The 19,666-nt window shown below is 72.3% G+C and carries 17 protein-coding genes and 1 pseudogene; 9 read left to right on the plus strand and 9 right to left on the minus strand.

Annotated features, from left to right (window positions below):
- Positions 1-48: 48 nt before the first annotated feature.
- A complete protein-coding gene (locus tag IE145_RS30470; protein ID WP_189528681.1) occupies positions 49-3,270 on the plus strand; it encodes a sacsin N-terminal ATP-binding-like domain-containing protein in 3,222 nt (1,073 codons plus the stop codon).
- 176 nt (positions 3,271-3,446) lie between these two features.
- Entirely contained in the window at positions 3,447-4,307 is an 861-nt protein-coding gene (locus IE145_RS30475; protein ID WP_189528658.1) for a calcium-binding protein, read from the plus strand.
- Positions 4,308-4,394: 87 nt separating this feature from the next.
- Here the strand turns inward: IE145_RS30475 and IE145_RS30480 are convergent, their stop codons facing one another.
- Together IE145_RS30480 and IE145_RS30485 are read right to left on the minus strand one after the other, a co-directional pair.
- Complete coding sequence (locus IE145_RS30480) at positions 4,395-6,866, minus strand: HAD-IC family P-type ATPase (RefSeq protein ID WP_189528659.1); 2,472 nt, start codon at positions 6,864-6,866, stop codon at positions 4,395-4,397.
- Positions 6,867-6,974: 108 nt separating this feature from the next.
- Positions 6,975-7,298: a DUF2530 domain-containing protein gene (locus tag IE145_RS30485; RefSeq protein ID WP_189528660.1), complete on the minus strand. Its 324-nt coding sequence runs from the start codon at positions 7,296-7,298 to the stop codon at positions 6,975-6,977.
- 211 nt (positions 7,299-7,509) lie between these two features.
- Here IE145_RS30485 and IE145_RS30490 point away from each other — a divergent pair, with 211 nt between their 5' ends.
- The gene (locus tag IE145_RS30490) at positions 7,510-8,964 is read left to right on the plus strand and encodes an NCS2 family permease (protein ID WP_189528661.1); all 1,455 of its coding nucleotides are present in this window, start codon (positions 7,510-7,512) and stop codon (positions 8,962-8,964) included.
- Here IE145_RS30490 and IE145_RS30495 read toward each other — a convergent pair.
- A complete protein-coding gene (locus tag IE145_RS30495) occupies positions 8,957-9,190 on the minus strand; it encodes a hypothetical protein (RefSeq protein ID WP_065487828.1) in 234 nt (77 codons plus the stop codon). The genes IE145_RS30490 and IE145_RS30495 overlap by 8 nt on opposite strands.
- Positions 9,191-9,324: 134 nt before the next feature.
- Between IE145_RS30495 and IE145_RS30500 the strand changes: the two genes are divergently transcribed.
- Positions 9,325-9,765, plus strand: a complete 441-nt coding sequence (locus IE145_RS30500) for a MarR family winged helix-turn-helix transcriptional regulator (protein WP_006126571.1) — start codon at positions 9,325-9,327, stop codon at positions 9,763-9,765.
- A 201-nt stretch (positions 9,766-9,966) separates the two neighbouring features.
- Positions 9,967-11,301, plus strand: a complete 1,335-nt coding sequence (locus tag IE145_RS30505) for an MFS transporter (RefSeq protein WP_189528662.1) — start codon at positions 9,967-9,969, stop codon at positions 11,299-11,301.
- Between the two features lie 64 nt (positions 11,302-11,365).
- On the opposite strand, the gene IE145_RS30510 is transcribed toward IE145_RS30505, so the two are convergent.
- Entirely contained in the window at positions 11,366-11,950 is a 585-nt protein-coding gene (locus IE145_RS30510) for a Uma2 family endonuclease (protein ID WP_189528663.1), read from the minus strand.
- Positions 11,951-12,052: 102 nt separating this feature from the next.
- On the opposite strand from IE145_RS30510, the gene thpR reads away from it, so the two are divergent.
- Positions 12,053-12,661: an RNA 2',3'-cyclic phosphodiesterase gene (gene thpR, locus IE145_RS30515; protein ID WP_189528664.1), complete on the plus strand. Its 609-nt coding sequence runs from the start codon at positions 12,053-12,055 to the stop codon at positions 12,659-12,661.
- Between the two features lie 43 nt (positions 12,662-12,704).
- Here the strand turns inward: thpR and IE145_RS30520 are convergent, their stop codons facing one another.
- The 3 genes and pseudogenes from IE145_RS30520 to IE145_RS33595 form a co-directional block, all read right to left on the minus strand.
- Complete coding sequence (locus IE145_RS30520; protein ID WP_189528665.1) at positions 12,705-13,745, minus strand: EamA family transporter; 1,041 nt, start codon at positions 13,743-13,745, stop codon at positions 12,705-12,707.
- Between the two features lie 94 nt (positions 13,746-13,839).
- On the minus strand, positions 13,840-13,968 hold the full coding sequence (locus tag IE145_RS33805; protein WP_268246829.1) for a hypothetical protein: 129 nt from the start codon (positions 13,966-13,968) through the stop codon (positions 13,840-13,842).
- A 40-nt stretch (positions 13,969-14,008) separates the two neighbouring features.
- Positions 14,009-14,266 (minus strand): annotated as a pseudogene (locus IE145_RS33595) (nitroreductase family protein); the annotation flags it as partial.
- Positions 14,267-14,342: 76 nt separating this feature from the next.
- Between IE145_RS33595 and IE145_RS30530 the strand changes: the two are divergent.
- Positions 14,343-14,852 carry a MarR family winged helix-turn-helix transcriptional regulator gene (locus IE145_RS30530; RefSeq protein ID WP_189528666.1) on the plus strand — a complete coding sequence of 170 codons (510 nt, stop codon included), beginning with the start codon at positions 14,343-14,345 and terminating at the stop codon, positions 14,850-14,852.
- Between the two features lie 168 nt (positions 14,853-15,020).
- Entirely contained in the window at positions 15,021-16,010 is a 990-nt protein-coding gene (locus IE145_RS30535; RefSeq protein ID WP_189528667.1) for an aldo/keto reductase, read from the plus strand.
- 58 nt (positions 16,011-16,068) lie between these two features.
- On the opposite strand, the gene pip is transcribed toward IE145_RS30535, so the two are convergent.
- A complete protein-coding gene (pip, locus tag IE145_RS30540) occupies positions 16,069-17,046 on the minus strand; it encodes a prolyl aminopeptidase (RefSeq protein WP_189528668.1) in 978 nt (325 codons plus the stop codon).
- Between the two features lie 60 nt (positions 17,047-17,106).
- On the opposite strand from pip, the gene IE145_RS30545 reads away from it, so the two are divergent.
- Positions 17,107-17,592, plus strand: a complete 486-nt coding sequence (locus IE145_RS30545) for a cupin domain-containing protein (RefSeq protein ID WP_189528669.1) — start codon at positions 17,107-17,109, stop codon at positions 17,590-17,592.
- Between the two features lie 27 nt (positions 17,593-17,619).
- Here IE145_RS30545 and IE145_RS30550 read toward each other — a convergent pair whose 3' ends face one another.
- Positions 17,620-19,635, minus strand: a complete 2,016-nt coding sequence (locus IE145_RS30550) for a serine/threonine-protein kinase (RefSeq protein WP_189528670.1) — start codon at positions 19,633-19,635, stop codon at positions 17,620-17,622.
- Positions 19,636-19,666 lie beyond the last annotated feature (31 nt).

The raw sequence follows: 19,666 nt of genomic DNA on the forward strand, positions 1-19,666 counted from the left end.
AGGCATACGCGGGCCACCCACAACGCGGACGGAGTCGAGAGCGTGAGCATGAAGGCGACCGAGGGGGCCGATCCGTTCGGGACGGCACGGCTGCGGCGCGGCGTGCTCGACGCATGGGGCGCCGGGCCCGCCCGGTTCCGGGAGGACGCCAACGCCGAGGAGGACCTCGCGCTCGGCGGCTACCGCGACCGCCTCGTCGTCGAGCTGGCCCAGAACGCCGCCGACGCCGCCGCCCGCGCCCAGGCCCCCGGCCGGCTCCGCCTCACCCTGCACCCCGCCGCCCCCGGCGACCCGGACGCCCGCTGCGTGCTGGCCGCCGCCAACAACGGCGCACCGCTCGACGCGACCGGCGTGGAGTCCCTGTCCACCCTGCGGGCCTCCGCCAAGCGCGAGGGGCACGAATCCTCCGTCGGCCGCTTCGGCGTCGGGTTCGCCGCCGTGCTCGCGGTCAGCGACGAACCGGCGGTGCTCGGCCGGCACGGCGGTGTCCGCTGGTCGCTGGCCGAGGCGCGCGAGCTGGCCCGCCAGGCGGCCGTCGGCTCCCCCGGCCTCGGGGACGAGCTGCGCCGCCGCGACGGACACGTACCGCTGCTGCGCCTGCCGCTGCCCGCCGAGGGCTCCGCGCCCGAGGGGTACGACACCGTCGTCGTGCTGCCGCTGCGCGACGGCACCGCCGAGGACCTGGTGGCCCGGCTGCTGGCCGCCGTGGACGACGCGCTGCTGCTCACCCTGCCCGGCCTGGACGAGATCGTCATCGAGACCCCGGACGGCACACGGACCCTGAGCCGGTCGCAGCACGGCCCGTACACGCACATCGACGACTCGGCGCGCGGCCTGAACCGCTGGCGCACCGTCCTGCACCACGGGCCCGTCGAGCCCGCCCTGCTCGCCGACCGTCCGGTCGAGGAGCGGCTGCGTCCGCACTGGTCGGTGACCTGGGCGGTCCCGGTCGACGAGTCCGGCGCCCCGCTCCGCCCCCGTACGGCACCGGTCGTGCACGCCCCGACCCCCACCGACGAACCCCTCGGCATCCCCGCCCTGCTCATCGCCTCGCTGCCGCTGGACACCGCCCGCAGGCACCCCGCGCCGGGGCCGCTGACGGACTTCCTGGTGGAGCGGGCGGCCGACGCGTACGCCGAGCTGCTGGGTGACTGGCGGCCCGTGTCGACCGGGACGATCGACCTGGTGCCCGGCCAGCTGGGCAAGGGCGCGCTGGACGGGGCCCTGCGCGGGGCGATCCTGGCCCGGCTGCCGCGCGTGCCGTTCCTGGAGCCCGCCGCGCCCCGGGGCCCCGAGGCGGAGCAGAGCTGGACGGACGACTGGGACCGTGCCGAGGACCAGGACCGTACGGAGGACACCGCCTCCGCCGCCTCCGCCCTGCGGCCCGTCGAGGCCGAGGTCGTCGAGGGCGTCGGGGCCGAGACCGTGACCGTCCTCGCCGAGGTGCTGCCCTGTCTGCTGCCCGCCGGTCTGGAGCGGCGCACCGAGCTGCGCACCCTCGGGGTCGCCCGGGTCCCGCTGACCGAGGCGATCGACCGCCTCGCCGGTCTGGAGCGTGACCCCGCCTGGTGGCACCGGCTCTACGACAGCCTCGCGGGCACCGACCCCGACCGGCTCACCGGCCTCCCCGTCCCGCTCGCCGGTGACCCGGAGGACGAGCAGGCCGGTCGCCCGCCGCGCACGACGATCGGGCCGCGCCAGATCCTCCTGCCCCTCCCGGACGCGCTGACCGGCCCTGTCCTCGGCCGCCTCTCCCGGCTCGGCCTGAAGGTCGCCCACCCGGACGCCACCCACCCCCTCCTGGAGAAGCTCGGAGCCCTGCCCGCCACACCCCGCGCCGTACTGACGACCCCTCAAGTGCGGGCAGCGGTGGCCGGATCGCTCGACGCGGGGGAGATCTGGGACGAGGACGCGCTCGACGCCGACGAGCTGGCCGATACCGTGCTCACCCTGGTGCGCGACGCCGAGCTCGCCCCCGGCGACGAGCCGTGGCTCGGCGCGCTCGCCCTCCCCGACGAGGACGGTGAACCGGCCCCCGCCGGTGAACTCGTCCTTCCCGGGAGCCCGTTCGCCCAGATCATGCGGGAGGGGGAACTCGCCCTCGTCGAGCAGGAGATGGCCGACCGCTGGGGCGAGGGCCCGCTGGCCGCCTGCGGGGTGCTCGCCACCTTCGCCCTCGTCCGGGCCGCCGACGTCGTCCTCGACCCGGACGAACTGGAGCCCCGCGACAGCGACTTCGCCGAACCCGACGACGCCGGACTGCTGGACGCCGTCGACGTCTGGTGCGAGGACCTGCTCGATCAGTTGCCCGAGACGCCCGTGCCGCCGGTCGCCACCGAGATCGTCGCCGTACGGGATCTGGACCTGGTCGACGACGACGCCTGGCCGCAGGCGCTCGCGATGCTGGCCCAGCCGCCGTTGCGCGACGCGCTGACGCAGCCCGTGCGGGTGCTGCTCCCGGACGGCACGACGCGGTCCGTGCGCGCGTACACCGCGTGGTGGCTGCGCGACCACCCCGTGCTGGACGGCCGCCGCCCCGCCGGACTGCGCTCGGCGGGCGGCGACCCGCTGCTGGCCGGGCTGTACGACGCGGTGGACGCGACCGGCTTCGACGACGCCCAGGTGCTGCGCGCCCTCGGGGTGCGCACGTCGGTCGCCGCCCTGCTGGACGAGCCCGGCGGCGCCGCCGAACTGCTGGGCCGGCTCGCCGACGAGGACCGCCCCGTCACCCCCGTACAGCTGCACGCGCTCTACACGGCGCTCGCCGAACTCGACCCGGACCAGGTGACGTTGCCGGACGAGCTGCGCGCGGTGGTGGACGGGGAGGTGGCCGTGGTCGACGCGTCGGACGCCGTGATCGCGGACGCCCCGGACGTGCTGCCGCTGACGGAGGGCCTGCCCCTGCTCCCCGTGGCCCCGTCCCGGGCCGCCGAGCTGGCCGACCTGCTCCAGGTGCGACGCCTCGGCGAGACGGTCGAGGCGGACGTCACCAGCGAGGGCGAGGAACACCGCGTACCGGAGTCGGTCCGCGTCCTGCTCGGCCCCGCCACCCCCGACACCTACCTTGAGCACCCCGAACTCCGCGCGGGCGGCGTCGAACTGGACTGGCGCCGCACCCCGGACGGCGTCGTCCACGCCGCCACCCTGGAGGGTGTGGCGGCGGGTCTCGCCTGGGCGGCGGGCCAGTGGCCCCGCCGCTTCGAGGTCGCGGCACTGCTGGAGGACCCGTCGCGTACGGAGGAGCTGGCGCGGGACCGCTGGTTCGACTGAGGGCCGGCGGATTCCCGGGAGTGAGCTGCGAGTTCACAGGAAAGTCACAGATCCGCACAACCGTTCACCTGATTCGCCTGTCTGTTCCTGTGAGCCAAGAGGCTCATGGACCAGATGGGTCCCGCCGGGCTGACGGTACAAGCGCGCCCCGGGGCCCCTTCTCCACTTGGGGACACATGCGTATTCGTGCCACCGTGGCCGCCGTTTCCGGCGCCCTGGCCCTTTCCGCTTTCGCAGTACCGGCCGCGCAGGCCGATGACGGCCGTTCCTGGAGCCCGGACAGCGGCTTCACCGCCACCCAGCCCTCGGCCGGGGAGAAGTCGAAGCGCGGGTTCGCCGCCGCGCAGGCCGCCGCCGCCCCGAAGATCACCTCGGCGGTCGTCAACGGCGGCAAGCCGATTCCGGTCGGGACCAAGTCGAAGCAGACGGTGCCCTTCACCGCCACGGCCACCGCCGAGGCCGGTGTCGGCGGCGTCGCCGCGTTCATCTGGATCGGCTCGTCCGTCGAGGACGAGGACAGCTTCGGCTTCGGCCCGAACGGGAAGTCGATCTCCTGCAAGGTGGTCAGCGCGACCACCTCGACCTGCAAGGGCACCATCACCCTCGACCCGGGCCTGCTGATCAACTCCGATGCGACCTGGTGGCGCGTCGGCGCGTCGGCCGTCACCGAGGAGGGGGAGGAGTTCCAGCACGAGGCTCTCTCCAAGGTCCGCGTGCAGCGCTTCTCCAAGCTGACCGTGAACGCCTCCCCGGAGCCGGTGAAGAAGGGCAAGACCATCACGGTCACCGGCAAGCTGACCCGCGCCAACTGGGACACCGGCACGTACAAGGGCTACAGCGCGCAGGCCGTGAAGCTCCAGTTCAAGAAGAAGGGCGCCACGAGCTACACGACGGTCAAGACCGTCAAGACCAGCTCCACCGGCACCCTGAAGACCACCGTCAAGGCCTCGGCCGACGGCACGTGGCGCTACAGCTTCGCCGGCACCCCGAGCACCCCGGCGGTCTCGGCCAAGGGCGACTTCGTCGACGTGAAGTAGCCCGCACCCGCACAGCGGGACCGGCACCCAGAAGCCCCCGGGAGGACCGCCGCCCCCGGGGGCTTCCCCGTGTCCGCTGTCCGCGGCCTACGCCCCGAAGCGCCGCCCCACCCAGCGCCAGACGAACTCCAGCAGGACCGCCGCCGCCACCGCGATGCCGACCGCCGTCCACGGCATCGTCGTGCCGACCAGCTTCAGCGCGAAGAAGTCCTGGAGCCAGGGCACCACGAGCACGATCAGGAAGCCGAGCCCCATCGCCGCCACCAGGCCGATCCGCCACCAGGTGTACGGGCGGGCGATGATCGCCAGGACCCACATCGAGACCAGGAACAGCGTCAGCGTCGCCGCGCTCGTCTCGGCCTCCAGCGCGCCCTCGCCGCTGTAGTGGTGCCGCGCCACCAGGTACGTCGCGAAGGTGGCCGTCGCCGCGACGATGCCCGAGGGGATCGCGTACCGCATGACCCGGCGTACGAAGTGGGGCTGGGCCCGTTCCTTGTTGGGCGCGAGCGCCAGGAAGAACGCCGGGACGCCGATGGTCAGCGTGGACAGCAGGGTCAGGTGGCGGGGCAGGAACGGGTACTCCACCTGGGTGCAGACCACCAGGATCGCCAGCAGCACCGAGTAGACCGTCTTGGTCAGGAAGAGCGTCGCGACCCGGGTGATGTTGCCGATCACCCGGCGGCCCTCGGCCACCACCGACGGCAGTGTCGCGAAGCTGTTGTTCAGCAGCACGATCTGCGCCACCGCCCGCGTCGCCTCCGAGCCCGAGCCCATCGAGACGCCGATGTCGGCGTCCTTGAGGGCCAGCACGTCGTTCACGCCGTCGCCGGTCATCGCGACCGTGTGGCCGCGCGACTGGAGGGCCGCCACCATGTCCCGCTTCTGCTGCGGGGTGACCCGGCCGAACACCGCGTGCCCCTCCATGGCCGTGGCCATCTCGTCCGGGTCGGTGGGCAGCCGGCGGGCGTCCAGCGTGTTCTCCGCGCCCGCCAGACCCAGCTTCCCGGCGACCGCGCCGACCGAGACCGCGTTGTCGCCGGAGATGACCTTGGTGGCCACGTTCTGGTCGGCGAAGTAGGCGAGCGTGTCGCCCGCGTCCGGCCGCAGCCGCTGCTCCAGGACGACCAGGGCGGTGGGGGCGGCTCCGGCGGCGGCGCCGGGCGCGTCCAGGTCGTGGCCCCGCACACGGGCCAGCAGCAGCACCCGCAGCCCCTGCTCGTTGAGCTGCTCGATCTCGGCGAGGGTCGTGTCGCCCTCGGGCAGCAGGACGTCGGGTGCGCCGAGGAGCCAGGCGGAAGCCGCCCCCTCGGCCTCGGTGAACGCCGCGCCGCTGTACTTGCGCGCGGAGGAGAAGGGCATCGCGTCCGTGACCGTCCAGGCGGCCTCTTCCCGCTGCGGGTACGCGTCGATGATGGCCTGGAGGCTGGCGTTGGGCCGGGGGTCCGATGCGCCGAACGTCCGCAGGACCTCCTCGACGTACGCCTCGTCGCTCCCGTTCAGCGGCCGGACCTCCGTGACGTCCATGCCGCCCTCGGTCAGCGTGCCCGTCTTGTCCAGGCAGACCACGTCGACCCGGGCCAGGCCCTCGATGGCCGGCAGCTCCTGCACCAGGCACTGCTTGCGGCCCAGGCGGACGACACCGATGGCGAAGGCCACGGAGGTGAGGAGCACCAGGCCCTCGGGGATCATCGGGACGATGCCGCCGACGGTCCGGGCGACGGAGTCCTTGAAGTTGTTGTCCTTCACCACCAGTTGGCTGATGACCAGCCCGATCGCCGTCGGCACCATCATCCACGTGACGTACTTGAGGATCGTGCTGATGCCGCTGCGCAGCTCCGAGTGGACGAGCGTGAAGCGCGACGCCTCCTCGGCGAGCTGCGCGGCGTACGCCTCGCGCCCCACTTTCGTCGCGGTGAACGCCCCGCCGCCCGCGACGACGAAGCTGCCCGACATCACCGGGTCACCGGCCCGCTTGAGCACCGGGTCGGCCTCCCCGGTCAGCAGCGACTCGTCGACCTCCAGGCTGTCGGCCTCGGCGACCGTGCCGTCCACGACCACCTTGTCCCCGGGGCCCAGCTCGACCAGGTCGCCGAGGACGATCTCGGAGGTGGAGATCTCGGCGGCGACCCCGTCGCGCCGCACGGTCGGCTTCGCCTCGCCGATCACCGCGAGGCTGTCCAGGGTCCGCTTGGCCCGCCACTCCTGGATGATGCCGATGCCGGTGTTGGCGACGATCACGAAGCCGAAGAGGCTGTCCTGGATCGGCGCGACGAACAGCATGATCACCCAGAGCACGCCGATGATCAGGTTGAACCGGGTGAAGACGTTGGCCCGGACGATTTCGGTGACCGAGCGCGAGGAGCGTACGGGTACGTCGTTGACCTGACCGCGCGCGACCCGTTCGGCGACCTCGGCGGTGCTCAGACCGTCCGGGCGATGGGGCGGCGGCGGTGGCTCCACGGGGTGCACGGGATCGAGTTCCGCCCCCGCGTCGATCATGGCCGGCCGGGAGGGGCCGGGGGTCTGCTCCCCGGAGGAATCGAGTGCCCGCTGCGTCATGGGTCCGACGTTACGGGCGCGCGCGCCCGATCTCCCGCCGGGGGGGGCCGAAGATCCGACCAGGGGAGGACGAAGTCGGTCCCGTGGTCGTACGGAGACGCGAGCGGGTCAGGCGGTTCGGTCCGGCCGGTCGCCGCTCAGCGCCCTGCCCGCCGCCTCGGCTCCGGCGGCGTCCTTGACCTCGGCCCGGGCCGCGTGGCGCTTGAGGGCGGCGTCGCGGCCGCGCACGTACCAGATGCCGATCAGGCCGAGTCCGGCGCCGGCCAGCGGGGTCCAGACCCACCAGGTGTGGCCGCGGTCGGCGAACCAGCCGTAGAAGGGGAGCTGGGCGAGGAAGAGGACGAACCAGAGGATCGTGCCGCCGACGACGGTGGCGACGACGGGGCCCTCCAGGGGTTCGGGGGCCTCGTGCTTCGGTGTCCACTTCTCCATGTGTTCAGTGTATGGGGCTCCCGTACGGACCATCCGGTCGACGGGTGACGGGGCGGTCGGCCCAGGGGTCTACGCGCGGAGATAGCGATCTTCGCTTGATGTATTCATACTGAATCTGCTTTGGGCTGGCTCGAATTGTTCGTCGGAACATCCAAATTCGATCACCTCTCGTCCTTTGCTCCGCCTCCCCTACGTACGACTGAGGTCACCCATGCCCCCCTCGGCCACCGCTCCGGTCGACTCCCCGCCTCCCGCGGCTCCGCAGCCCCGGGGCAGCCTGGACCGGTTCTTCAAGATCTCCGAGCGGGGGTCGACCGTCGCCCGTGAGTTCCGCGGCGGGTTCGCCACGTTCTTCGCGATGGCGTACATCATCGTGCTCAACCCGATCATCCTGGGCAGCGCGAAGGACATGTACGGCCATCAGCTCGACAACGGTCAGCTGGTCACCGCCACCGTGCTCTCCGCCGCGTTCTCCACGCTGCTGATGGGCGTCATCGGCAATGTGCCGATCGCGCTCGCCGCCGGCCTCGGCGTCAACACCGTGGTCGCACTCCAGCTCGCCCCCCGGATGAGCTGGCCGGACGCGATGGGCATGGTCGTCCTCGCGGGTGTCGTGGTGATGCTGCTGGTCGCCACCGGGCTGCGGGAACGCGTGATGAACGCCGTGCCCCGGTCGCTCCGCAAGGGCATCGCGATCGGTATCGGCCTGTTCATCCTGCTGATCGGCCTCGTCGACTCCGGTTTCGTCTCGCGCATGCCGGACGCCGCCCACACCACCGTGCCGCTCCAGCTCGGCGCCGACGGCCACCTCAACGGCTGGCCGGTTCTCGTCTTCGTCCTCGGCGCGCTGCTCACCCTCGCGCTGATCGTGCGCAAGGTGCCCGGCGCGATCCTGATCTCGATCATCGCCATGACGGTCGTCGCCCTGGTCATCGACGCGGTGGCGGGGCTGCCCGACGGGGCGTGGGGCCTGACGACGCCGTCGTGGCCGGGCAATCCGGTCTCCGCGCCGGACTTCGGGCTGCTCGGTGAGGTCAGCCTGTTCGGCGGCTTCGAGAAGGTCGGCTATCTGACCGGCGTGCTGTTCGTCTTCACCGTGCTGCTCTCCTGCTTCTTCGACGCGATGGGCACCATCCTGGGCGTCGGCGACGAGGCGAAGCTGATGGACGAGAAGGGCCACTTCCCCGGTATCAACAAGGTGCTGTTCGTGGACGGCATCGCGGTCGCCTCGGGCGGGGCGACCTCCGCCTCCGCCACCACGTGCTTCGTGGAGTCCACCGCGGGCGTCGGCGAGGGCGCCCGCACCGGACTGGCGAGCGTGGTGACCGGTCTGCTCTTCTCGGTGGCGCTGTTCGTCACACCGCTGGCGACCATGGTCCCGTCGCAGGCGGCCACGCCCGCCCTGCTGGCGGTCGGCTTCCTGATCATCGCGGGCTCGGTGCGGGACATCGACTGGAGCGACTACACGCTCGCGATCCCCGCGTTCCTCGCGATGGTGATGATGCCGTTCACGTACTCGATCACCAACGGCATCGGCATCGGCTTCGTCGCCTTCTCCGCGCTGCGGCTGGCGGCGGGCCGGGGCCGTGAGGTGCCGATCGCGATGTACGTGGTGTCGGCGGTCTTCGTCTTCTACTACGCGATGCCGGCGCTCGGCCTCACGTGATCGGGTCCCTGGTCACCGTGGGGCCCGTCGGCCCGCAGAGCTTCTCCGTCTCTCCGTAGAACTTCTCCGTCTCCTCGACGGCCACTTTGAAGCGTTCGTCGAAGTCGTCGCGGATGAGCGTCCGGACCACATAGTCCTGGACGCTCATTCCGCGTTTGGCGGCGTGCTGCCGGAGCCGGTCGAGCAGCTCACCGTCTATCCGCAGGCTGAGCACTGTCGATCCCATGCCCAGCAGGGTCGCCGCCCCGGAGCGCTTTTTGCGTCACTTTCCGCTGTCAACTCACTCGTTCGAGTGATCGGAATGTACGGGAGGTGTAATCGGGTGGTGTTTAGATTGGGTAATGAGTTACGCTAACAAACATGCCTGACCTGATCCACGACGGCGACAGTGCCGCCGCCGTGAGCTCCCTCCGCTCCGCCGTGATGCTGCTGGGCCGCCGCCTGAAGCACCAGCGTGTCGACGAGTCGCTGAGCCCCACCGAGATGTCGGTGCTCGGCACCCTGGCCCGCTGCGGCTCGGCCACCCCCGGCGAGCTGGCCCGCAAGGAGCACGTGCAGCCGCCGTCGATGACCCGCATCGTCGCGCTGCTGGAGGCGAAGGGGCTGGTCAGGCTGGAACCGCACCCCGATGACCGTCGGCAGAAGAGGGTCAGCCAGACCGAGCAGGCCGAGGCCATGCTCGCGGAGAGCCGCACCAAGCGGAACGCCTGGCTGGCCCACCTCGCCGAGGGCCTGGACGAGGACGAGTGGGAGACGCTTCGGGCCGCCGCGCCCGTGTTGGAGAAGCTCGCCCACCTGTGACCCCACGGGCGCGCCGACGGTGATCCACCCGCCGGGCCGTATCCCCGGATACGGCCGGGCCGGACCGGATACGGCCGGGCCGGACCGGATACGGCTGGACCGGACCGGATACGGCCGGACCGGACCGGATCACCGCCGGAGCGCCCGTCGTCACGTCCTCGTCGGACCGCACGCCGCAGACGTACGAGGAGATGAACCCTTTTGAGTACGGGACCCGGAGCAGACTCCGCCCCCGCACCGACTTCCACCCACGAGAGCAAGACCGGCGGGACCTTCTCGTCGCTGAAGATCCGCAACTACCGCCTGTTCGCCACGGGCGCCGTGATCTCCAACACCGGTACCTGGATGTCCCGCATCACGCAGGACTGGCTCGTGCTGAGCCTGACGGGTTCCGCCACCGCCGTAGGCATCACCACAGCCCTGCAGTTCCTTCCGATGCTGCTCTTCGGCCTGTACGGCGGAGTCATCGCCGACCGCCTCCCGAAGCGGCAGATCCTGCTCGTCAGCCAGGCCATGCTCGGCCTGTGCGGTATCGCGCTGGCCGTCCTGACCCTCTCCGGGGTCGTCGAGGTCTGGCACGTCTACCTGGTCGCGTTCCTGCTCGGCATGGTGACCGTCGTCGACAACCCGGCCCGCCAGTCGTTCGTCTCCGAGATGGTCGGCCCCGCGCAACTGCGCAACGCGGTCAGCCTGAACTCGGCGAACTTCCAGTCCGCCCGGCTCATCGGCCCCGCCGTCGCGGGCGTCCTGATCACCACGGTCGGCAGCGGCTGGGCGTTCCTGCTCAACGGCCTGTCCTTCCTGGCCCCGCTCATCGGCCTGCTGATGATGCGGAGAGACGAACTGCACGCCTCGGTGACCGTGCCCCGCGCCAAGGGCCAGCTCCGCGAGGGCCTTGCTTACGTCCGGGGCCGCCCCGAGCTGATCTGGCCGATCGTCCTGGTCGGCTTCGTCGGCACGTTCGGCTTCAACTTCCCGATCTGGCTGACCGCCTTCGCCGACGAGATCTTCGACGGCGGCGCGGGCATGTACTCCTTCTTCAACATCCTGATGGCGGCCGGTTCGCTGGCCGGTGCGCTGCTCTCGGCCCGCCGCCGCTCCTCGCGGCTGCGGATGCTGGTGGCGGCGGGCACGGCGTTCGGTCTGCTGGAGATCGCGGCTTCGCTCTCTCCGACCGTCTGGCTGTTCTCGATCCTCCTGGTCCCGATCGGCATGCTGGGCCTGACGACGAACATCACCGCGAACACGAGCGTCCAGATGGCCGCCGACCCGGAGATGCGGGGCCGGGTGATGAGCCTGTACATGATGGTCTTCGCCGGGGGTACGCCGGTGGGGGCCCCGATCGTCGGCTGGATCAGCGACACCTACGGCGCCCGCATCGGCTTCGCGGCCGGCGGCGCGATCTCGGTGATCGCCGCCCTGGCCGTCGGCTTCGCCCTCGCCCGCGTCGGCGGCCTCCGCCTGAAGGTCGACCTCCGTCCGGGCCGCCCCCACGTCCGCTTCGTGCCGCGCGAGCAACTGGCGACGGCGGCGTGAGCGAACGGAAAGGCGCCCTCCCCGGGAGCGGGGGAGGGCGCCTTTCGCGTGCCGGGGCGCGGGGTCAGTCGCGGGGGAAGGCGTCGGTGGCGAGGGTGAGGCCGACGACGGTCGAGGTCAGGTCGACGGGGGTGCCGAAGTCGAGGCTCAGCACGCTGCGGTACTCGTCCTCCTTCGGGAGCGTGTGCAGGTGCCAGGTCCCGGTGTACGGGTCGACGATGAGGTACACGGGGACACCGGCGGTGGTGTAGACGGCCTTCTTGATGCCGTAGTCGTTCGCCGCGGTGGCCTTCGAAATCACCTCGGCGACGAACTCGATGTCCTGGTAGCGCCAGCGGCCGTCCTCGCCCTTGACCGCGTCGGGCGAGAGGGCGACGACGTCGGAGGCGAAGCCGTTGAGGTGGCCGGGGAGGTCGATGCGTACGTCGGTCTTCAGCCGCCGGCGTTCGTACGTCGTGCGGAGCTGCTCCAAGATGTCAAAGGTGATCTCCCAGGTCGTGTCCCGCTGCGGCGACATGTGGACGGTCCCCTCGACGATCTCGACCTTGAAGCCCTCGGGGGTGGGCTCAAGCCACTCGAACATCTCGTCCAGAGTGCGCTCGTCGCTGGTGTCGGCCATGTCGATCCTGTCGGTGTCTACGACGGTCATCGTGCCGCTCCTCCCCGCTGCCCCACGGGCGTGCGGGCAGCCGCGTAGGACAACGATAGGCCCGGCGCCCAGGAGACGCCCGGACCTGCCAGACTCGCGCGCATGCGCAGCAGCGAACCCGGTCGTCCGGTCACCCAGCGGCTCTTCGCCGCCGTCCTGCCGCCCGCGTCGGCCGTGGCCGAACTCCGTACGGCACTCGCACCGCTGCACACCCTCCCCGGGGCGCGGGACCTGCGCTGGACGGGCCCCGAGGGCTGGCACTTCACGCTGGCGTTCTACGGGGAGGTGCCCGAGGACGTCACGCCGGAGCTGGAGGCGCGCCTGGAGCGGGCCGCGCGCCGTACCGCGCCCTTCGCGCTCCGGGTGCGCGGGGCCGGGCACTTCGGCGGGCGGGCGCTGTGGGCCGGGGCGGCGGGCGGGCTCGACACGCTGCGGCTGCTCGCGGAGCGCGCGGAGGCCGCCGCCCGGCGGGCCGGGCTCGCGACGGAGGAGCACCGCCGCTACACCCCGCACCTCACGCTGGCCCGCAGCCGGGGCGCGGCGGACCTGCGGCCCTTCGCCGCGGCGCTGGCGGGGTTCGAGGGGGAGCGCTGGGAGGCCGGGGAGCTCACGCTCGTACGGAGTCATCTGCCGGCGTCCGGGATGCCGGGGGAGCGGCCGCGCTACTCGGCGGTGCGGGCCTGGCCGCTGGCGGCTGAGGTGCCGCCATGAGACGGCCGGGGCGGCCCGGCGGACGTGCCGCTGAGCGGTTCCGTCACCACGGCCCGGGCGGCCTGGGCACCGGCCCGGTGGGCGGTGCCGCTACGCTCGAAGGGTGGACCCGAAGACCAGAAACCGCATCATGGCGGCCGTGCTCGTGCTGATATTCGTCGTCGTCGCCGTGGGGGCCGCCCTCGGCGGCTGAGGCGGTCGGCGTGCGCGGCGTACCGGGCGACGTCCCCGCGCCGCGCTGCGCCAGCGCCACCGCACCGATGACACCCACCGCGCCCAGCAGCTGGAGCGGTCCCAGCGTCTGCCCCATGAAGAGGTAGCCGAGGACCGTCGCGGCCAGGGGTGAGCCGAACGACAGGAACGATGCGGTGAGTGCCGGCAGCCGTGCTATGCCGTGGAACCACACGACGTACGCCAGCAGCGCCCCGATGATGCTCAGGTAGCCGAAGCCGCCGACGTTGCCCCAGGTCAGGCGGTCGGGGAGCGGTTCGCCGAGCAGGGTGACGGGCAGCAGGACGAGGCCGCCGACGGTGAGCTGCCACCCGGTGAACGCGACCAACGAGACCCCTTCGGGGCGCCCCCAGCGCTTCGTCAGCACGATGCCCGAGGCCATGCACACGGCCCCCAGGAGCCCGGCGAGTACGCCGACGCCGTCCAGGGCGGCCTGCGGCCGGAGGACCAGGAGTGCGACCCCGACGGCGGCAAGCAGGCAGGCGCCGATGTGCGGGAGCCGTATCCGGGCGCCGAGCAAGGGGGCGCCGAGGGCCAGCACGATCATCGGCTGGACGGCCATGACGAGGGCCGCCACGCCGCCGGGCAGGTGGTAGGCGGCGAGGAAGAGGAAGTAGAAGAAGGCGCCGATGTTCAGGACGCCCAGCACGGTCGCGCGCAGCCACCAGACGCCCCGGGGCAGAACGCGGGTCACCAGGAGCAGGATCAGCCCGGCGGGCAGGGCGCGCACGGTGGAGGCGAGCAGGGGACGGTCGGGCGGCAGGAACTCCGTGGTGACCAGGTAGGTGGAACCCCAGACGAGGGGCGCGAGGGCGGTGACGAAGGAGATCCGTACCTGGCTCTGTCGGGTCATACCGGTCTCCGTGACGTCGTCGGCGCGGGTGGCGCGGGTGGCGCGGGTGGCGCGGGCGAGGCGCGATGGGCGGGCTCCGGGGGCACGGGGGTCCTCACCGCCCGAAGGTCCCGCTGAAACAGGTCAGCGCGCGCTCCCGGCGGCCCGGGTGGGCGCGGGCCGTCTCCCAGACGGCGCCCCGGTCCTCCCGGTGGGCGGCCGACTTCGCGACGGACACGAGCATTACCGGCGCCACCTGGGGGCGGGGCCGCCCGCCCCCAGGTGGCGCCGGTGAGCGCGCGGAGTCCGGCCGGAGCGGCGACGGTGACGACGGACCGCGCCTGGAGGTTGAAGCCGGAGGGCGCCTGGAGCGCGAGGTCGGTCAGCCGCCGGAGGAGACCGGCGGGTATCGGGATCGGGTCGGCCCGGTAGTGGCGGACGCTGCGGCGGGGGCGGATGACACGGGCGACGGTGTCGAAGTCGCCGTTCGCGGGTCGGGCCGTGGTGTCCACGTAATCATTCGACGTCGAACTATCTCTCATGGAACGGAAAGGTAGGGCGGGAGGTAGGCTGACGTCAAACAGTTCGACGTCGAATTATCAGGAGTGGGGCCGGGCGATGGGCGAGACGGGGACGCGGACGCGGGACGCGGTCGACGACTTCCTGGACCAGTGGGCCGCCCTGCGGTCCGACCTGGACCTGGAAGCCATGGGTGCGGTGGGCCGACTCCTGCGGCTGACCCGGCTCGTCGAAAAGGAGGTCGGCCGGTACTTCGCCGAACACGGCATGGAGCGCTGGGAGTTCGATGTCCTCGCCACCCTCCGCCGCAGCGACCGCCCGCTCACCCCCAAGGAGCTGGCCGGGAGCGTCATGGTCAGCTCGGCCGCGCTGACGAACCGGATCGACCGCCTGGCCGCCCGGAACCTGGTCGCCCGGGAGACCGTCCCCGGCGACCGCCGCAGCCTGCACATCACGCTCACCGATGCCGGGCGGGCGCTCGTCGACGACACGGTGGAGGGGCATGTGCGCAACGAACGCAGGATGCTGGCCCGCCTGGACGAGAAGGACTGCGACGAACTGAACCGGCTGCTGCGGATGCTGCTGACCACCATGGAGGGCGACGCCTGAGGCAGACGCCCGACGCCGACGGGTGGCGCCGGACGGTTGGTGCCTACGGGCAGCGCCGGGCGGGGGCACCGACGGGCGGGGCCCGTTACCGCCGACAGGGGGCGGCGAGGGACACCCGGTCCTCGCGTCCTTGCTTGGAGTGGACTCGAAGGCGTTGGCTTGGGTGCCATGAAGTACACACAGCTCGGACGCACGGGACTCAAGGTCAGCCGGCTCGTCCTCGGGACGATGAACTTCGGCCCGCAGACGAACGAGTCGGACAGTCACGCGATCATGGACTCCGCGCTCGGCGCGGGCCTGAACTTCTTCGACACGGCCAACGTCTACGGCTGGGGCGAGAACAAGGGGCGCACCGAGGAGATTCTCGGCACCTGGTTCGCCCAGGGCGGCGGCCGGCGCGACAAGGTGGTCCTGGCCACCAAGATGTACGGGAACATGGGCGCCGACGGTGAGGCCTGGCCGAACCACGACAAGCTCTCGGCCGTGAACATCCGGCGCGCGGTCGACGCCTCGCTCAAACGCCTCCAGACCGACCACATCGACCTCTACCAGTTCCACCACGTCGACCGGAACACGCCCTTCGACGAGATCTGGCAGGCGATCGACGTCCTGGTCCAGCAGGGCAAGATCCTCTACGCCGGCTCGTCCAACTTCTCCGGCTACAAGATCGCCCAGGCCAACGAGCAGGCCGCCCGGCGCGGTTCGCTCGGCCTGGTCAGCGAGCAGTGCATCTACAACCTGGTCGAGCGCCGCGCCGAAATGGAGGTCATCCCGGCCGCGCAGGAGTACGGCCTGGGGGTCATTCCCTGGTCCCCGCTGCACGGCGGCCTGCTGGGCGGGGTGATCAAGAAGACGGCCGAGGGCGGACGCCGCGCCTCGGGCCGCGCGGCCGACGCCCTGGCCGACCCCGCGACCCGCGCCCAGCTCCAGGCGTACGAGGACCTCCTCGACAAGCACGGCCTGGAACCCGGCGAGGCGGCCCTGGCCTGGCTGCTGACCCGCCCCGGCATCACGGGCCCGATCGTCGGCCCGCGCACCGGCGAGCAGCTCGACAGCGCGCTGCGGGCACTTGAGCTGGAGCTCCCGGAGGCGGTCCTCACCGGCCTGGACGAGATCTTCCCGGGCCCGGGGCCGTCCCCGGAGGCGTTCGCCTGGTAGGAGCCGCGCCGGTGCCGCACGCGGGCCCGCTCCGGGGTGCTTCGGCCGGGGGCGGGCCTCACTCCTTCCCTGCGAACCCGTCCAGCGCCGCCAGCACCGCTCGCCGGGTCTCCGTGCCGCCCATGTGGCCCGCGTTGTCGATGATCGTCAGCTTGGCGTCCGGCCAGGCCCGGTCCAGTTCCCAGGCGGTGATCAGGGGGCCCGCGAGGTCGAAGCGGCCGTGGATCAGGGCGGCCGGGATGCCGGTCAGGCGGTGGGCGCGGGCGAGGAGTTGGCCTTCCTCCAGCCAGGCTCCGTGGGCGAAGTAGTGGGAGCAGATCCGGACGAGCGCCTGCTGGTCGCGGTCCGGGCGGCCGCTGTACGGGGGCGGGCCCGAGGACGCCTCCATCGAGACGACCGCGTCCTCCCAGGCGCACCAGTCCGCCGTCGCCTTCTCGCGTACGGCCGCGTCCTCGCTCTCCATCCGGCGGGCGTACGCCGCGACCAGGCCGGCCGGGTCGCTCGTCTCGGGGACGCCCGCGCGGAAGGCGGCCCAGGCCTCGGGGAAGAGCTGGCCCGCGCCCCGGTAGAGCCAGTCGATCTCGCTGCGGCGGGTCGTCGTCACCGCCTGGATCACCACCTCCGTGACCCGCTCCGGGTGCTCCTCGGCGTACGCCAGGATCAGCGTCGAGCCCCACGAGCCGCCGTACAGCAGCCACTTGTCGATGTCCAGGTGCTCCCGCAGGCGTTCCATGTCGGCGATCAGGTGGGCCGTCGTGTTGGAGGCCATATCCGTCGCCGGGTCGCTCGCGTGCGGCGTCGAGCGGCCGCAGCCCCGCTGGTCGAAGAGGACCACCCGGTAGCGGTCCGGGTCGAAGTACCGGCGGGAGCCGGGGGAGGAGCCGGACCCCGGGCCGCCGTGCACCACGAGGGCCGGCTTGCCGTCCGGGTTGCCGCACACCTCCCAGTACACGAGGTTGCCGTCCCCGACATCCAGCATGCCGCTCTCGTACGGCTCGATCGGCGGGTACCGCGTGTCGTCCCGTGGCCGGTCCATTGTCGCGTCCTCCTCGTGAGTCGGCCTGACAGGCTACGGCAGCGGCGTAGCCTGGGCGGCGTGAACGCTGCTCCCCGGGTCCTCGCCGTCATCGACGATCTGCTGTCCGCCGCCGCTCCCGGCGAGCGCGGCGCGCTCTGGCATCTGGCCGAGCCGGGGCGGGAGTTGGACGCCAACCTGGTGCGGCTGCCGTCCGGCGCCGAGGTCGGTGAGCATCAGGAGGACGTGCTCGATGTGCTGCTCGTGGTGCGGGAGGGGACGGGGCGCCTGAGGGCGGGCGGCCAGGTCCTGGACCTCGGGCCCGGCACCGTCCTCTGGCTGCCCCGGACGTCCCGGCGCGCCCTCGCGGCGGGGCCGGACGGGCTCACGTACCTCACCGTCCACCGCCGCCGCCCCGGCCTGGCGATCAAGCCGCCGAGCGGGGCGTACGAGGGCGGCGAGGGGCCCTGCATGCTGGACCGGGTCTGCCCGGAGTGCGGGAAGCTGTCGCAGGACCCCGCGCCGGTGTTCTGCAGCCGGTGCGGGGAGCGGTTCCCGGAGCGGTGAGACGGGGGCTCCGGCGCCACCGCGGCCTCAGTAGCCCTCGCACTCCGTCAGTTCCGGGCGTCCCGGCGGGTTCTTGTCGCCCACCAGGCCCGACAGGTTCTCCTTGTACATGTCCTCCCAGACCCGGCCGGCCAGGATCGTCCGCAGCGCCGAGCACACCTCGCCCTTCAGGATCGGCGACTTCGGCCGCATCGCCACGCCGTAGCCCTCCGCGCCCCGGATGTTCTCCAGCCGCCGCACCTTGCCCGGGTTGGCCTCGGCGTACCCGGCCAGAATGATGTCGTCCGAGGCCACCGCGTACACGTCGGACTTCGGGTCCAGCAGCCTGTCCAGGCAGTCCTGATAGGTGTTGGGCTGCGACTTCGCCATGGTGAAGCCCTGTTCCGGCAGTGCCTTCTCGTACGTCGAATCCCGGGCCGTGCACACCTCGACGCCCAGGTCCCGCAGATCACTGGAGTCGTTGATCGTGTACTTGGCCGACTTCTCGCGGACCAGGAAGCCGCGGCTCGCCTCGTAGTACGGGCCCGCGAAGTCGACGCTGTAGCCGTCGGGGCCGGCCGTCTTGCGGTCGTCGGTGATGCTGTAGGAAGCGATGACCAGGTCCACCTGCTTCGTCTTCAGCGCGGTGGACCGGTAGTCCGTGGCGACCGTCGTGAAGGCGACCTCGCCCTTGCCGTACCCCATGCTCTCGGCGATCGCGTAGGCCAGGTCGATGTCGTAACCCCGGTACGTACGCGTCTTCCTGTCGAACTTGCTCAGCCCGGGCTGGTCGTCCTTGACGCCGATCTCCAGGGTGGGGTGCGTGTCCTTCCACCGCTCCTGGCTGCCGCTGCCGTCCGGGCCCTCGCCCTGGCCCCGCGCCGAGCCCGTACGGTCGTCGGTCCCGCCGTCGCCGCCGCCCCGCGTGACCAGCCAGCCCGCGCCGGCCAGCAGGGACACGCACACCACGGCCGCCACGATCTGCCACCTCCGGTGCCGCGCGCGCCGCCCGCTCGCCGCGGGGGAGGGCGGAACGGGTTCCGGAGACCGAACGGGCGCGCGCGGCCCGGGCGTCGGGGGCGTAGGGGGTGTCGGGGGCGTCGAGGGGTTCGGGGTGGAGACCGCTGTGGGCGGGTGCGTCGCCGCTGCCGCGCCCGCGTTCGGCGCGGCGGGGTCGTCGAGCACCTCGCGGAGCATCGCCTCCGCTGTGGCCGCGTCCAGCCGCTGGCGGGGATCGGTCACCAACAGCCCCTGGACGACCGGGGCGAGGGGACCGGCGTACCGGAGAGCGGGGTCGGGGGTCTGCCGGATGCTCTCCTGGACCTCCCACACCTCGTGCCCGGCGAACGGCACACGGCCCTCGACCGCCTCGTACAGCGTGACGCCGAGCGCCCACAGGTCGGAGGCGGGGGTGGGGCCCGGGGAGGCGGGGGCGAAGAGCTCGGGGGCCAGGTAGGAGGGGGTGCCGATGACGCTGCCGGTCCGGGTCACCCGGTCCGCGCCCTCGAAGGTGGCGATGCCGAAGTCGACCAGGATCGCGAGGCCGTCGTCCCGGACGAGGACGTTGCCGGGCTTCACGTCGCGGTGGACGACCGATGCCGCGTGGACCGCCCGCAGGCCCTGAAGGACCTGGAGGGCGATGTTCGCGGCGCGGGGCACGGAGAGGACCCCGTCGCGGCTCAACAGGTCGCCGAGGGACCGTGCTTCGAGCAGTTTCATCACGATCCAGACCTGGTGGTCGGACTCGACCTGGTCGTGGACCGTCACCACGTTCTGATGCTCGATCTTGGCGATGGCCTCCGCCTCGCGCCGGGCGCGCTGCATCGCCGTCGCCTGCGTGCCCCCGGCCATGGCGGCCCGGTCGAGGAGGCCCTTCACGGCGACGAACCGGTTCAGCCGTCGGTCGTGGGCCTTCCAGACCTCGCCCATCCCGCCGCTGCCGATCCGTTCCAGCAGCTCGTAGCGGCCGTCGATCACGGTCCGGGGGGCGTCGCCCGCCCGGCGGTCGGCGAAGCGCCCGTCCCGCCCGTCGTCCGCTCTGCCGGTCCGGTCTTCGCTGTGCATACAACCCCCTGTGCACTACATGGACCAGCTC

Origin of the sequence: Streptomyces sindenensis (genome assembly GCF_014649035.1) — a bacterium.
GTDB classification, from domain to species: Bacteria; Actinomycetota; Actinomycetes; order Streptomycetales; family Streptomycetaceae; genus Streptomyces; species Streptomyces sindenensis.

Excerpts from the sequence above, each read along its gene's own strand:
- thpR (WP_189528664.1), top strand. The coding sequence starts at position 12,053 with ATGCGCAGCAGCGAACCCGGTCGTCCGGTCACCCAGCGGCTCTTCGCC.
- IE145_RS30495 (WP_065487828.1), bottom strand. The coding sequence starts at position 9,190 with ATGGGATCGACAGTGCTCAGCCTGCGGATAGACGGTGAGCTGCTCGAC.
- IE145_RS30475 (WP_189528658.1), top strand. The coding sequence starts at position 3,447 with ATGCGTATTCGTGCCACCGTGGCCGCCGTTTCCGGCGCCCTGGCCCTT.
- IE145_RS30500 (WP_006126571.1), top strand. The coding sequence starts at position 9,325 with ATGCCTGACCTGATCCACGACGGCGACAGTGCCGCCGCCGTGAGCTCC.
- IE145_RS30485 (WP_189528660.1), bottom strand. The coding sequence starts at position 7,298 with ATGGAGAAGTGGACACCGAAGCACGAGGCCCCCGAACCCCTGGAGGGC.
- IE145_RS30530 (WP_189528666.1), top strand. The coding sequence starts at position 14,343 with ATGGGCGAGACGGGGACGCGGACGCGGGACGCGGTCGACGACTTCCTG.
- IE145_RS33805 (WP_268246829.1), bottom strand. The coding sequence starts at position 13,968 with ATGCTCGTGTCCGTCGCGAAGTCGGCCGCCCACCGGGAGGACCGGGGC.
- IE145_RS30550 (WP_189528670.1), bottom strand. The coding sequence starts at position 19,635 with ATGCACAGCGAAGACCGGACCGGCAGAGCGGACGACGGGCGGGACGGG.
- IE145_RS30480 (WP_189528659.1), bottom strand. The coding sequence starts at position 6,866 with ATGACGCAGCGGGCACTCGATTCCTCCGGGGAGCAGACCCCCGGCCCC.
- IE145_RS30470 (WP_189528681.1), top strand. The coding sequence starts at position 49 with ATGAAGGCGACCGAGGGGGCCGATCCGTTCGGGACGGCACGGCTGCGG.
- IE145_RS30520 (WP_189528665.1), bottom strand. The coding sequence starts at position 13,745 with ATGACCCGACAGAGCCAGGTACGGATCTCCTTCGTCACCGCCCTCGCG.
- pip (WP_189528668.1), bottom strand. The coding sequence starts at position 17,046 with ATGGACCGGCCACGGGACGACACGCGGTACCCGCCGATCGAGCCGTAC.
- IE145_RS30490 (WP_189528661.1), top strand. The coding sequence starts at position 7,510 with ATGCCCCCCTCGGCCACCGCTCCGGTCGACTCCCCGCCTCCCGCGGCT.
- IE145_RS30510 (WP_189528663.1), bottom strand. The coding sequence starts at position 11,950 with ATGACCGTCGTAGACACCGACAGGATCGACATGGCCGACACCAGCGAC.
- IE145_RS30535 (WP_189528667.1), top strand. The coding sequence starts at position 15,021 with ATGAAGTACACACAGCTCGGACGCACGGGACTCAAGGTCAGCCGGCTC.